General features: G+C 75.1%; 10 protein-coding genes. 6 read left to right on the top strand and 4 right to left on the bottom strand.

The window, feature by feature from the left end:
* The first annotated feature begins 177 nt into the window (after nucleotides 1–177).
* Nucleotides 178–1155 carry a rhomboid-like protein gene (locus tag Asera_RS25290; RefSeq protein WP_157034814.1) on the top strand — a complete coding sequence of 326 codons (978 nt, stop codon included), beginning with the start codon at nucleotides 178–180 and terminating at the stop codon, nucleotides 1153–1155.
* Here the strand turns inward: Asera_RS25290 and Asera_RS25285 are convergent.
* Nucleotides 1050–1862 (bottom strand): SAM hydrolase/SAM-dependent halogenase family protein, encoded by an 813-nt coding sequence (locus Asera_RS25285; protein ID WP_030446366.1) that lies wholly within the window; start codon nucleotides 1860–1862, stop codon nucleotides 1050–1052. The genes Asera_RS25290 and Asera_RS25285 overlap by 106 nt on opposite strands.
* Nucleotides 1863–2143: 281 nt before the next feature.
* Here Asera_RS25285 and Asera_RS25280 point away from each other — a divergent pair, with 281 nt between their 5' ends.
* Complete coding sequence (locus tag Asera_RS25280; protein WP_030446364.1) at nucleotides 2144–3076, top strand: LLM class F420-dependent oxidoreductase; 933 nt, start codon at nucleotides 2144–2146, stop codon at nucleotides 3074–3076.
* Nucleotides 3077–3301: 225 nt separating this feature from the next.
* Here Asera_RS25280 and Asera_RS25275 read toward each other — a convergent pair whose 3' ends face one another.
* The 3 genes from Asera_RS25275 to Asera_RS25265 all read right to left on the bottom strand — a co-directional run bounded on the left by Asera_RS25275 (nucleotide 3302) and on the right by Asera_RS25265 (nucleotide 9953).
* The gene (locus Asera_RS25275; RefSeq protein ID WP_030446363.1) at nucleotides 3302–3670 is read right to left on the bottom strand and encodes a VOC family protein; all 369 of its coding nucleotides are present in this window, start codon (nucleotides 3668–3670) and stop codon (nucleotides 3302–3304) included.
* Between the two features lie 207 nt (nucleotides 3671–3877).
* Nucleotides 3878–8599, bottom strand: coding sequence for an Lhr family helicase (locus Asera_RS25270; protein WP_030446362.1), 4722 nt, complete (start codon nucleotides 8597–8599; stop codon nucleotides 3878–3880).
* A gap of 106 nt (nucleotides 8600–8705) precedes the next feature.
* The gene (locus Asera_RS25265) at nucleotides 8706–9953 is read right to left on the bottom strand and encodes a bifunctional pyridoxamine 5'-phosphate oxidase family protein/GNAT family N-acetyltransferase (protein ID WP_030446361.1); all 1248 of its coding nucleotides are present in this window, start codon (nucleotides 9951–9953) and stop codon (nucleotides 8706–8708) included.
* 50 nt (nucleotides 9954–10003) lie between these two features.
* On the opposite strand from Asera_RS25265, the gene Asera_RS25260 reads away from it, so the two are divergent.
* The 4 genes from Asera_RS25260 to Asera_RS25245 all read left to right on the top strand — a co-directional run bounded on the left by Asera_RS25260 (nucleotide 10004) and on the right by Asera_RS25245 (nucleotide 13653).
* Nucleotides 10004–11350, top strand: coding sequence for an aminotransferase class I/II-fold pyridoxal phosphate-dependent enzyme (locus Asera_RS25260; protein WP_030446360.1), 1347 nt, complete (start codon nucleotides 10004–10006; stop codon nucleotides 11348–11350).
* Nucleotides 11351–11511: 161 nt separating this feature from the next.
* Nucleotides 11512–11712, top strand: a complete 201-nt coding sequence (locus Asera_RS25255; RefSeq protein ID WP_030446359.1) for a DUF3046 domain-containing protein — start codon at nucleotides 11512–11514, stop codon at nucleotides 11710–11712.
* A gap of 170 nt (nucleotides 11713–11882) precedes the next feature.
* On the top strand, nucleotides 11883–12941 hold the full coding sequence (gene recA, locus Asera_RS25250) for a recombinase RecA (protein ID WP_030446358.1): 1059 nt from the start codon (nucleotides 11883–11885) through the stop codon (nucleotides 12939–12941).
* A 4-nt stretch (nucleotides 12942–12945) separates the two neighbouring features.
* Nucleotides 12946–13653, top strand: a complete 708-nt coding sequence (locus Asera_RS25245; protein WP_084131561.1) for a regulatory protein RecX — start codon at nucleotides 12946–12948, stop codon at nucleotides 13651–13653.
* Nucleotides 13654–13742: the final 89 nt, after the last annotated feature.

The raw sequence follows: 13742 nt of genomic DNA, 5'->3' as shown, positions 1-13742 counted from the left end.
AAGTGGCCGGATTCACGCGTGGTGTGTTCCGCGCTGTCCGGGTCGTGACTTGGCGCCCCGTCCGGTTCTCGGCGACAGTCGTTGCGGTGGCCGGGCGCACCGGCCGCCGCGCCCCCTGGCCCCGCGTCTCCCAGGTCGGTGCGTCGCAGCCGAGGCGTGCTGCACCGGGAGGTGGCAGTGCCGCAGAACCCCCCACGCTGGGCCCGGGTGATCCGCACCATGCGGCGTGCCCTGCCCGGACCGCGCGAGACCCCGGTCACCGTCGGCTACCTGCTGGCGCTGCTGGCGGGCGTCATCCTGCTCCGGGCGCTCAGCGCCGACGACGCGACGCGGCTGCTGGCCGCCTCCAGTACCAACGTGGTGGAGCTGACCAGCCATCCGGTGCGGGCGCTGATCGGTTCGGCCGTGTGGCTGCCCGACGGCGCCTGGCTCCCGTACGCGGTGGGGTTCGCGGTGACGCTCGCTCCGCTGGAGCGCCGGCTCGGCGGGCTGCGGGCGCTGGCGCTGGTCGGCGGCGGTCACGTCGGGGTCAGCCTGGCGACCGAGGCCGGGGTGGCCGTCGCGGTGCACACCGGGGCGATGCCGGCGGCCGCGCTGAGCCGGCTGGACGTCGGAGCGAGCTACCTGCTGCTGACCGCCCTCGGCGCGGTGCTCGGGCTGCTGCCCCGGACGCTGCGCTGGCCGATACTCGGCCTCGCCGCTGCCGCGGCGGGCGGCGCGCTGGCCGTGGCCGCGGACCTCACCTCGCTCGGCCACCTGCTCTGCCTGTTCGTCGGCGTCGGGTTCTGGCCGGTGCTGGCCCGCCGAGGCCTGGTCGGCACCCTCTGGCCGGGCCGGCTGCCCTGGACACCGGCCGCACGGCTCGGCACCCGCCAGCTCGCCCCGCATCCGCTGGCCACCCGGCGGTTCGTGCCCGGCCGGCACGGCGCGGTCGCCGAACGGCGCGAGGCGGGGCGGGCCGCACGCCGCGACGGCCCGGCCCGGGCCGCGACGGCCGGCCGCGCGTGGCGCCGGCCGACCCTCCCGGCCGGGAGGCACCGAGCGGTGGGTCAGGCCGGGGACAGCCGGATCACGTCGCCGGGGGCGAGCGCGAGCCGCTCCACCGCCGAGCCGCCGTTGACCGCCAGGGTCACGTGGTCGGCCGAGTCGAGGTAGAGCAGCAGTACCCCGGGCGGCACCGAGCCGAACGTGTCGCCGGTACGCACCTGGAACGCGGCGGCGCCGGCCGCGACGGCGACCGCGACCTTCGGCCCCAGCTCGGCGAGAACCTCCGGCCCGGCCGCCAACTGCACGTTGCCGAACCGGTCCACGGTGAGCACCTCGACCTCGACGTACCCGTGGCCGGCGCGCACGACCGGGTCGGTGAGGGTGACCAGCTCCGCCGGGTCGATCGGGGTACCGGCCTGCTCGAACGGGCGGCCGGTCGCGAGATGCGCGGCGACCGGGGCGAAGATGTCGCGGCCGTGGAAGGTGGCCCGCACCGCGGTGAGGTGCCAGTCGGGTCGGTCCAGCACGACGACCCGGTCGGCGCCGCCCAGCTCCGTCGCCGCCCAGGGCAGTAGGCCGTTGTCCGGGCCGACCAGCACGCTGCCGCCGACCCGGATCGCCACCGCGCGCCGGGCGGTACCGACGCCGGGGTCGACGACGCCGACGTGCACGGCGGGCGGCAGGAACGGCAGGGTCTGCGCGAGCACCAGAGCGCCGCGGCGCACGTCACCGGGGGGCACGTGGTGGGTGACGTCCAGTATCGAGACGTCCGGTGCGATGGTCGCCACGACGCCCTTGCAGGCCGCGACGAATCCGTCGACGGTGCCGTAGTCGGTGGTGAGGCTGATCCACCTGTACCCGCCCGTGTCGGTCACGCCGGTCAGCCTACCGATGCCGGTCGCCTGCCGCGCTGACCTGCCCTTCCAGCCGGATCTCGTCGTGCAGGGCGATGCCGTTCTCGCCGGTCGCCGGGATGCTCGGCTGGCGCCGCCGGCGCTCGCCCTCCCGTGCCGGGTCGCGTCGGCCGAGGACAGCGCGGGGACTCGCGTCGGGCGCAGGATACGGCGCGCGGTCGTCGTGAACCACGCCGCAACGACCGGGCACCCGCTCGGGGTAGCGTCGTGCTGGTCTGCGATGCCGTACGGACGGGTGGGTCATGCAGCTTCGGGTGTTCACCGAGCCCCAGCAGGGTGCCAGCTACGACGAGCTGCTGCGGGTGGCGCAGCGGGCCGAGGAGTGTGGCTACGACGCGTTCTTCCGTTCCGACCACTACCTGAAGATGGGCGACGTGTCGGGGGAGCCGGGGCCGACCGACGCCTGGATCACGCTCGCCGGCCTGGCCCGGGAGACGTCCACGATCCGGCTCGGCACGCTGATGTCGGCGGCCACGTTCCGGCTGCCCGGGCCGCTCGCGATCGCGGTGGCGCAGGTGGACCAGATGTCCGGCGGGCGGGTCGAGCTGGGCCTGGGCAGCGGCTGGTACGAGCGGGAGCACACCGCGTACGGGATGGGCTTCGGGTCGCTGCGTGAGCGCTTCGACCGGTACACCGAGCAGCTCGCGATCATCACCGGGCTGTGGGAGGCCACCGAGACGTTCTCCTACGACGGGGAGTACTACCAGCTCACCGAGGCGCCGCCGCTGGTCCGGCCGGCCCAGTCGCCGCGCCCGCCGGTCCTGATCGGCGGTTCCGGGGCCAAGCGCACGCCGCGGCTCGCGGCCCGCTATGCCGACGAGTTCAACGTGCCGTTCGCCGGGGTGGACGACACCGCCCGGCTGTTCGCGGGGGTACGGGCGGCGTGCGAGCGGGCCGGCCGCGACCCGGACTCGATGCGGTACTCGGCGGCGCAGGTGCTGTGCTGTGGCCGGACCGAGGCGCAGCTGCGCGAGCGGGCTGCCGCGATCGGTCGCGAGTTGCCCGAGCTGCGCGCCAACGGCCTGGCCGGCACTCCGGACGAGCTGGTCGACAAGCTCGGCGCGTTCGCCGAGCGCGGCGCCAGCCGGATGTACCTGCAGACGCTCGACCTGTCCGATCTGGACCATCTGGACCTGGTGGCGGCCGAGGTCATGCCACAGGTCGCGAAGTTGTGAGCCGCCACCGGCCCGGCTCCCGTACGACGTGAGCCGGGTCGACGTCGACCGCGGCGTCGCCGGTACCGGGTGGTCCGCCGGCATCGGCTGCGGCTGTTCCCCGGCACACCAGCTGCCGTCCCGAGCGGGGCCGTGGCGGGATCGCCGTCACCGCCGGCCGACCGCCGGGACGTCGTTGCCGGCGTCGCTCGGGTCACCGGCCGGGCGACCGAAGCCTCGGCGGCGTCACCAGCAGAAGCAGAACGGGTGACCGGCCGGGTCGAGGAAGACCCGGAACCTGGTGCCGGGCTGTGTGTCGGCCAGCGTCGCGCCGAGGCCGAGCACCTTGTCCTGCGCGGCCTGCACCTCGGCCGGCTCGATGTGCAGGTCGAGGTGGAACTGCTGCGGCTGGTCCTGGCCGGGCCACTGCGGCGGCCGGTAGTCGTCGACCCGCTGGAACGCCAGCCGTACGCCGGCGCCGTCGTCGGCGAGGTCGACCCACTCGTCGTCGGTCTCGGTGACCGGCCAGCCGGTGAGCTCGGCGTAGAACGCGGCGAGCGCCCGCGGATCGGGGCAGTCGAGCACGATCGTGGTGAGTCGGGCGATGCCGGTCATGGCGTGGGGCCTCCTCGTGCGTCGGGTGGAGAACTGGCGTTCTGCCGGTGGCGCGCTGCGCCCGGCGGCAGTGTGGACGTGTGCGCGGGACAGCGTGTCGAACCGGTCGACGGTTCACGCTGGTAACCAGTGAACGCAGTATGCCGGTTGCGTTCGAGTGCGTGCAACCGGTATAGCGATTTCACTGGTTACTTGATCGGGTGCGGTTCAGGCGCGCAGCCGCAGCCCGCGTGGGGTGAGTCGGAACCCGGCCTCGGTCAGCGCCGCGGACAGCGGCGTCGCGGTCACCGGCTCGCCATCGGCGCGCTGCACCGCGAGGGCACCGAGCGCGCCGGACCGGACCGCGTCGGCGAGCGCCCGGGCCGCGGCGAGCAACGTGTCCGTGTCGTCCGCATAGGACAGAATCGTCCGCCCGCCGCGCTCCACGTACAGCGCGAGATCACCGGCGGAAAGCACCACCACCGCGCCCGCCTTGCGCCCCGGCCGGTGCCCGGTACCGGACTCGGCGACCGGTCGGGTCGGCCAGCCCAGCGCCGCCCCGTACGGGTTGGCCGGGTCGGTGGCCGCGAGCACCAGCGGCGGCGCGGGCGGACCGGGGCGACGGGCCCAGCCGGCGCCGTCCACGTCGGACGAGCGGTCGGCGAGCGCGCGCAGCCGGTCGACCGCCCCCGGCACCGCGAACTGCGCGGCGCCCAGCGACTCGACGAAGTACCCGCGCCGGGCCGCGCCGCGCTCCTCCAGCGCGGCGAGCACCGGGTACACCGCGGCGAAACCGCCCGGCACCTGCTCGGCGGCGACCGCGCCGCGGGTCAGCACCCCGTGCCGCTCCAGCAACGCCTCGGCCCGGGCCGCGCCGCGGCGGGTCGGGTCGGCGTCCGGCTCGGGCAGCCGGTACCACCGGCCGGCGGCGCTCGGCGGCCCACCCCGCGACGGCAGTCCGCCGCGCCGCAGCGACATGCCGGACCGGCCACCCCGCCGGTACCGGGCGCGGGCCGGGGCGGGGCGCGACCTGTGCGCGCCGCCGCCGGACAGCAGCGCGCGCAGCGGCGCCGGCGTGTCGTTGGACAGGTATCCGGCCCAGACCAGGTCCCACAGCGCCGCGGTCAGCTCCTCGTCGGCCGGCGGTGCGCCGAGCGCGGTGGCGACCCGGTCGGCCAGGTCGCGGAAGAACAGCGCCTGCCCACCGTCGAGCGCGTCCAGCAGCGCGGCGTGCAGCTCGCCGACGGCGAGATCCGGCACCGGTGGTGGGAGCAGCAGCTCGGCGGTGTCGGCGAACGCGAGCACCAGGTAGCCGTCGGACGACGGCAGCGCGCCGGCACCGGCCCACACCACCTCGCCGGACGAGCACAGCTGGTCGAGGTAGGCCGGCGTGTAGTCGGCCACCCGGGCCGGCAGCACCAGCCGCTCCAGCGCGCTCGCCGGGATGGCGACCCCGCCCAGCTGCTCGATCGCGGCGGCGACCGCCTCGACCCCGCGCCCGCCGCTGCCGACCTGCTGCCACTGCGGCAGGAACGCGGCGAGCGCCTTCGGCGGGGACGGCTCGATCTCGCGGCGCAGCGCGGCGAGCGACCGGCGGCGCAGGATCCGCAGCACCTCCGCGTCGCACCACTCCACGCCGGTACCGCCCGGGGTGAACTCGCCGGTCACCACCCGCCCGGTGGCCGCCAGCCGGTGCAGCGCCTGCTCCACCACCGCCACACCCAGCCCGAACCGGGCCGCGCAGCTCGCCGGGTGGAACGGCCCGTGGCTGCGCGCGTACCGGGAGAGCAGGTCACCGAGCGGATCGGCGACCGGCTCGGTGAACGCCTCCGGCACCCCGACCGGCAGCGCGACCCCGAGCGCGTCCCGGACCCGGCCGGCATCCTCGATCGCGAGCACCCGGTCGACCCCGGCGATGCGGACCACGATGGCGCGGCGGGCGGCGACCAGCTCGTCGAGCCACGCCGGGTCGATGCCGCGTTCCGAGCCCTCCACAGTGGACAGATCGCCGATCAACCGGAGGATCTCGGCCGCGTCCTCGACGTCGCGGGCCCGCCGGTCCGGGGTACGCCACTGCAACCGGCGCTCCGTCTCCGCGACCACCTCCGGGTCGAGCAGCTCGCGCAGCTCGGCCGCGCCGAGCAGCTCGGCCAGCAGCACCGGATCCAGCTCCAGCGCCGCCGCCCGCCGCTCCGCCAGCGGCGCGTCCCCCTCGTACAGGAAGGCCCCGACGTAGCCGAACAGCAGCGACCGGGCGAACGGCGAGGGCCGCTGCGTCTCCACCTCCACCAGCCGTACCGACCGGGACGCGATCGCGGTCGCCAGCTCGCCCAGCGCCGGCAGGTCGAACACGTCGCGCAGGCACTCCCGGGCCGCCTCCAGCGTGATCGGGAAGTCGTCGTACTCCCGGGCCACGTCCAGCAGCTGGGCGGCCCGCTGCCGCTGCTGCCACAACGGCCGGCGGCGCCGCGGATCGCGCCGCGGCAGCAGCAACGCCCGCGCCGCGCACTCCCGGAACCGGGACGCGAACAGCGCCGAGGTGCCGACCACGTCGCGGACGAGCTGGGTCAGCTCGTCGGCGTCGAACGCGACGAGATCGGCGCCGGGCGGCTCGTCCGCGGTGTCCGGCAGCCGCACCACGATGCCGTCGTCCGCCGGCTGTGCCTGCGCGTCCAGCCCGTACCGCTCGCGCAGCCGGGCGGCGATCGCGAGCGCCCACGGCGCGTTCACCCGCTCGCCGAACACCGAGTGCACGACCAGCCGCCAGTCGCCCAGCTCGTCGCGGAACCGCTCCACCACGATCGTCCGGTCGTCCGGCACGTGCCCGGCGATCTCCCGCTGCTCGCCGACGTAGCGCACCAGGTTGCCGGCGGCCCACTCGTCCATCCCGGCAGCCCGCAGCGCCTCGGTCGCCTCGGCCGGGCCGGCGCCCGCCAGCTGCCGTTGCAACGCCCCGATCGCCCGACCCAGCTCGGCCGGCCGGCCGGCCGTGTCACCCTTCCAGAACGGCATCCGGGCCGGCACGCCCGGCGCGGGGGAGACCAGAACCCGGTCCGGGGTGATGTCCTCGATACGCCAGCTGGTCGAGCCGAGCAGGAACACGTCGCCGACGCGCGACTCGTACACCATCTCCTCGTCCAGCTCGCCGACCCGGGCCGCCTTCTCCGCCCCGGCCAGGTAGACGCCGAACAGGCCGCGGTCGGGGATGGTGCCGCCGGAGATCACCGCGAGCCGCTGCGCGCCGGGCCGGCCGGACAGCTGCTCGGTGGCGCGGTCCCACACCAGGCGGGGACGCAGCTCGGCGAACGCGGTCGACGGGTACCGCCCGGAGAGCATGTCCAGCACCGCGTGCAGCGCCGAGTCGGGCAGCTCGCCGAACGGTGCCGCCCGGCGCACCAGCGCGGCGAGGTCGGGCACGGTCCAGTCGTCCAGCGCCACCATCGCGACGATCTGCTGCGCCAGCACGTCCAGCGGGTTGCGCGGGTAGTGCAGCTCCTCGATCTCGCCGCCGCGCATCCGGGTCGCGACCACCGCGCACGGGGCGAGGTCGCCGCGGTGCTTCGGGAACACCACGCCACGGCTCGGTGCACCCACCTGGTGCCCGGCCCGGCCGACCCGCTGCAGCCCGGAGGCGACGCTCGGCGGCGCCTCCACCTGGACCACCAGGTCGACCGCGCCCATGTCGATGCCCAGCTCGAGGCTGGAGGTGGCGACCACGGCCGGCAGCTGCCCGGACTTGAGCTGCTCCTCGATCAGCTTGCGCTCCTCGCGCGAGACCGAGCCGTGGTGCGCCCGGGCGATGACCGCCGCCGCGCCCGCCGCGACCCCGGACTCGCCGATCGCCTCGGCCGGGAACCGTTCGGCCGGCCCACCCGCCAGGATCGGCTGCGGCGCCGCCACCTCGGCTCCGCCGCCGGGCCCGTCGACGCCGGGCGGTCGAGTGTCCGGGGCGAACCCGGCCGGCTCGACGGCGACCGGGCCGAGCTCGTCCGGCGGCGGGGTGCCGGTGAGTCGTTCGGCGTGCAGCTCGTTGAGCCGGGCGCAGAGCCGCTCGGCGAGCCGGCGGGAGTTCGCGAACACGATGGTGGAGCGGTGCGCGAGGATCAGGTCCAGCACCCGGCTCTCCACCGCCGGCCAGATCGACGGTCGGCGCGGCGGCGGCGACGCCGGATCGTACGGATCGGCCTCGTCGGCCGGCACCTCGTCGAGCGCGGTCATGTCGGCCACCGGTACCTGCACCGACAGCTCGACGGTCTTCCCGGACGCCGGTGCCACCACCTCGACCGGCCGGCTGCCGGCCAGGAACCGGGCGGTCTCGTCGACCGGCCGCACCGTGGCGGACAGCCCGATCCGCTGCGCCGGGGCCGGTAGCAGCGCGTCGAGCCGCTCCAGCGACAGGGCGAGATGCGCGCCGCGCTTGGTGGCGCACACCGCGTGCACCTCGTCGACGATGACCGTCTCGACGCCGCGCAGCGACTCCCGGGCGGCGGAGGTCAGCAGCAGGAACAGCGACTCCGGTGTGGTGATCAGGATGTCGGGTGGAGTGCGCGCGAAGCTGCGTCGTTCCGCCGCCGGAGTGTCGCCGGTGCGCATGCCGACCGTGATGTCCGGCCGGTCCAGGCCGAGCCGCTGGGCGGCCTGGCCGATGCCGGCGAGCGGTGCGCGCAGGTTGCGCTCGATGTCGACCGCGAGCGCCTTGAGCGGGCTGACGTAGAGCACCCGGCACCGTCGGGCCGGCTCGGTCGCGGGCGCGGCGGCGAGCCGGTCCAGCGACCAGAGGAACGCGGCGAGCGTCTTGCCCGACCCGGTCGGTGCGACCACCAGCGTGTTGGCGCCGGACCGGATCGACGACCACGCACCGGCCTGCGCCGCGGTCGGTGCCGCGAACGCGGCGTCGAACCACTGCCGGGTGGCCGGACCGAACCCGGCCAGCGCCTCCTCGTCTGCCATCCCTTCATCCTGCCGCGGCGGTGTGACGCTCCCGCCCACCCCGCCGGCATCGCCCCGTACCGCATGGTCCGGGCCGAATGCGGCGGCCTGGGCGGTTGCGGCCGGGTCAGCCCCGGGAGAGGCGGGCGCGGAGCCGGTCGCGGGCGGCCGGCCACTCGTCGGCGGTCATCGCGTAGTACACGGTGTCGCGCAGGCTGCCGTCGACCCGCTCCTGGTGCGCCCGGAGGACCCCCTCCCGGGTGGCGCCGAGCCGCTCGATGGCCCGCTGGGATCGCTCGTTGCCGATGTCGGTACGCCAGGCGACCCGGCGTGCCCCGAGCGCCTCGAACGCCCGGGTCAGCAGCAGCAGCTTCGACTCGGTGTTCAGTCCGGAACGCCAGTACGCCGAGCCGAGCCAGGTGTGGCCGATCTCCAGCCGCCGGTGCGCCGGCACCACCTCATAGTAGCTGGTCACGCCGACCGCCCGGCCGGTGGCGAGGTCGATCTGCGCCCACGGCACCCGGTCGCCGGCCGCTGCCGCGGTCAGGGCACGGGTGATCTCGCGCGCCATCTCGGCCGGGGTGGTCGGCTGCGGCGCGGTCAGCCAGCGCCACACCTGCGGGTCGCGACTCGCCTCGAACAGGTCGTCGACGTGGTCGAGCGACAGCGGTTCGAGCCGCACCCGCTCGCCGGTGATCGGCTCGGCGGTCAGCCACGGTGACCGGGCCGGCTCGGCGCCGCGCTGCCAGCCGACCAGGTAGGCGGGGAGCGGGCGGTCGTTGACCGGCACCGGGGCCTCGGCGACGGTGCGTAGCGGCAGTACTCCCGCCCAGTACGGCAGGCCGAGGTCCTCCTCGTCGTCGCCCACGGTGGCCGGCCGGATCTTCGCCGCGACCTCGGTCAGCGGCAGCGCCAGCATGCCGACGCTGGCCAGCTCCCGGCGGTTGGGCGGCCGCGATTCGGCGGAGCGTCCGGCGGCGAGCTTGTCGACCAGCGCCGCGGACACCGCGAGCTTGGTCCGCTCGTCGGTCACCAGCCGGGCCAGCCCGTGCGCGACGACCGACCGGTACGGCGCCGAGTGGTGCGCCTGCGCGCGGGCGAACACCAGCCCGTCCAGGATCGTCGCGGCGACCGTGACCGGCAGCCCGCCGTCGCGGGCCGCGAGCGAGCTGCTGGCACCGCTGGAGGCGTGCAGGTAGACGGTCTCCCCGATGCGTACGTGCACGGTCGGCACGACCCGCGGCAGCCCGTCGACCACGTAGCCGAGGTGGCAGTGCAGCGCCTCGTCGAGGATCTGGTGGACCGTCTCGTGGTCTCGATGCATCCGGTCCGGGTACCGGCGGGGGGTGGTGGTCGTGCTGGCGGGGTAGGTCATGGCGCGCCCTCGATGCGTTCCCGATTTTGTTCTAGTACAATCTCTTGATTGTGACAGCACAATATCACGGCAGTACCTCGGTGGACATCGCCGCGAGCATCGAGAGCTCCGTCACCAGCGGCGAGCTCGCGCCCGGCGACGCGTTGCCCACCGTGCGGGCGCTCGCCACGCAGCTGCAGGTCAGCCCGGCCACCGTCGCCGCGGCGTACCGGGAGCTGCGGCAACGGGCGGTGATCGAGACGGCCGGCCGGGCCGGCACCCGGGTCCGGGCCCGCCCCGCCGTCGGCGCACCCCGGCCCGGCCGGATGGCGTACCGGCTGGACCTGCCGGCGGGCGCCCGCGACCTGTCCGGCGGTGGTCCGGACGCGCGGCTGCTCCCGGCCCTCGCCGCCCCGCTGGCCCGCCTCGCCGACCAGCCCGCCTGGCGCACCGGGCACGGGTACGACACCGCCGGGCCGCTGGCCGACCTGCTCGACCACGCCGCCGCCCGGCTGACCGCCGACGGGGTGCCCGCGGACGCGCTGGCCGTCACCGGCGGCGCCCTCGACGGCATCGAACGCACTCTCACCGCCCAGCTCACCCCCGGCGACCGGGTCGCCGTCGAGGACCCCGGCTGGGCCAACCTGATCGACCTGCTCGCCGCGCTGCGGCTGGAGCCGGTCCCGGTACCGGTCGATGACGACGGCCCCACCGAGGCCGGGCTGCGCGCCGCCCTGGCCGCCGGGGTACGCGCGGTGCTGGTCACCAACCGGGCGCAGAACCCCACCGGCGCCACCCTCACCGCCGACCGCGCCGACCGGCTCCGGTCGCTGCTGGTGAATCGCGGCGACGTGCTCGTGGTCGAGGACGACCACGCCGCCGAGCTGTCCGAGACGCCGCTCGCCACGCTGACCGGCGCCACCGACCGCTGGGCGTTCCTGCGCTCGGTCTCCAAGCCGTACGGGCCGGACCTGCGGCTCGCCGTGCTCGCCGGCGACGCCCGTACGGTGGGGCGGTTGCGCGGCCGGCAGCGGGTCGGCGCCGGCTGGGTGTCCACCGTGCTGCAGCAACTGGTGCTCGAACTGTGGCGCGACCCGCAGGTCGGCGCGCAGGTCGCCGCCGCCCGTACCGAGTACGCGCGTCGCCGCGACGGCCTCGTCGCCGCGCTGGCCGACCGCGGCATCACCGCGCACGGCCGCAGCGGCATCAACGTGTGGGTACCGGTGGCCGACGAGACCGTGCCGCTGACCCGGTTGCGAGACGCCGGCTGGGTGGTGGCGCCCGGTGCCGCGTTCCGGCTGCGCAGCACGCCCGGGCTGCGGGTCACGATCAGCGGTGTCGAGGTCGCGGAGGTCGGCGCGCTGGCCGGCGCGATCGCCGCCGCGGTCGCCGACCGCCCCGTCGGGTACGGTGCCTGACCCGTGCCGTCGGATCGGCGTCGGAGCCCGACGGGGCGCCGCGCCGGAGTGGTGGGCGTCTCGGCGGTCGCCGTGGCGCGACGCGGAGTGGGAGCCCACCGGTGTCGCGGGATACCGTCGAGGCCACCACCACCCGGCACGACCCGTTTGCGGAGGACACGGTGCGGCGAACCGACTTCTGGCGTCGGATGGAGCACGTCTTCGGCTCGGCCTACGCCCGCAGCGTGGCCGCCGACCAGGTGCTGCCACAACTCGACGGGCGCACCGTCGAGCAGGCGTTCGCCGGCGGCGAGGAGACGGCCGCGGTGTGGCGTGCCGTCTGCCAGGCGTACGCCGATCGGGTGCCCGGCACGCTTCGCTGACCTCGGCGGGGCGTGTCGCGCAGCATTCGAACAGACGTTCGGGTACTGTCCACAGGGTAGGTCGTTGTCCACAGACGCGGTGCGCCGGGTCGTTTCTGTCAGACCGGGCGCCTAGCGTGTCAGCCGTGACCAAGCGATCGAACGCTAAGGCGGCAGTAGGGGTGGCAGGCATGGCAACTGGGGGAGCAAGCTCCGATCGGACGAAAGCGCTGGACATGGCGCTCGCCCAGATCGACAAGCAGTTCGGCAAGGGCTCGGTGATGCGGCTCGGCGACCGGACCGCGCAGCCGATCTCCGCGATACCCACCGGGTCCATCGCGCTGGACGTCGCGCTCGGCATCGGCGGCCTGCCCCGGGGCCGCATCATCGAGGTCTACGGGCCGGAGTCGTCCGGCAAGACGACCGTGGCGCTGCACGTGGTGGCCAACGCCCAGGCGGCCGGCGGCATCGCGGCGTTCATCGACGCCGAGCACGCACTCGACCCGGAGTACGCCAAGGCGCTCGGCGTCGACACCGACGCGCTGCTGGTGTCCCAGCCGGACACCGGCGAGCAGGCGCTGGAGATCATGGACATGCTGATCCGCTCCGGCGCGATCGACATCGTCGTGATCGACTCGGTGGCGGCGCTGGTGCCGCGCGCCGAGATCGAGGGCGAGATGGGCGACAGCCACGTCGGCCTGCAGGCCCGGCTGATGAGCCAGGCGCTGCGCAAGGTGACCGGCGCGCTCAACAGCTCCGGCACCACCGCCATCTTCATCAACCAGCTGCGCGAGAAGATCGGCGTGATGTTCGGCTCGCCGGAGACCACCACCGGCGGCAAGGCGCTGAAGTTCTACGCCTCGGTTCGTCTCGACGTGCGCCGGATCGAATCGCTGAAGGACGCCGGCGACGTGGTCGGCAACCGCACCCGGGTCAAGGTGGTGAAGAACAAGGTCGCGGCGCCGTTCAAGCAGGCCGAGTTCGACATCATGTACGGCAAGGGCATCAGCCGCGAAGGCTCGCTGATCGACGTGGGCGTCGAGCAGGGCATCATCCGCAAGTCCGGCGCCTGGTACACCTACGAGGGTGACCAGCTCGGCCAGGGCAAGGAGAACGCCCGGCAGTTCATGCGGGACAACCCGGACGTGGCCAACGAGGTCGAGAAGCGCATCAAGGAGAAGCTGAACATCGGTGCGGTGCCGGGCGCCGACGCGGCCGAGACCGTCGCCGACGACGCGGCGGACTTCTGAGCCGATGACCGAACGGCAGCCCGGGCGGGGCCGCCGACGGCGGACGGCGGGGGAGCGCGGCGCTGCCGCATCCACCCCGCCGGCCGATCCGCGACAGCAGGCGCGAAACATCTGTCTGCGACTGCTCGCGGTGCGTCCCCGCACCCGAGCCGAGCTCGCCACCGCACTGCACCGGCGCGGCATCCCGGACGAGGATGCGACCGCCGTGCTGGAGCGGTACGGCGAGGTCGGCATGATCGACGACGAGGCCTTCGCGAAGGCGTGGGTGACCTCGCGGCACACCGGTCGCGGGCTGGCCCGCGGCGCGCTGGCCCGCGAGCTTCGTCAACGTGGCGTCGACTCGTCGGCGATCGGCTCGGCGCTGACCGAGCTGGACGGTGACACCGAGGCGACCACGGCGCGGGCGCTGGTCGACCGTCGGCTTCGTGCCATGGCCGGGGTTCCGGCCGAGGTCGCCTTCCGGCGACTGGTCGGCATGCTCGCCCGTAAGGGCTACTCGTCCGGTCTCGCGGTGCGCACCGTGCGCGATGCGCTGGCCGACCGGCCCGACGCCGACGACTTCTCCGACGGCGTGGACATCGACGCTTTGGCCGACAGTGTCGGCAACGACGCTTTGGCCGACAGTGTCGGCAACGACGCTTTGGCCGACAGTGTCGGCGGGGACACCCTTGCCGGCGGCGACGGCTCGGAGCGTGCCGCGCGCGGTCGGTGACGAACCGGATCGTGATGCCCGCGGTCGGTGACGGTGATGCCGTGACCGACGGATGACTCGGGTGGCGAAGGCGCTGGTGGGCGATAGTG

It is taken from the genome of Actinocatenispora sera, from assembly GCF_018324685.1.
GTDB classification, from domain to species: domain Bacteria; phylum Actinomycetota; class Actinomycetes; order Mycobacteriales; family Micromonosporaceae; genus Actinocatenispora; species Actinocatenispora sera.
The sequence above is the reverse complement of the archived record's forward strand: the minus strand, read 5'-3'. Positions and strand labels throughout refer to the sequence as shown.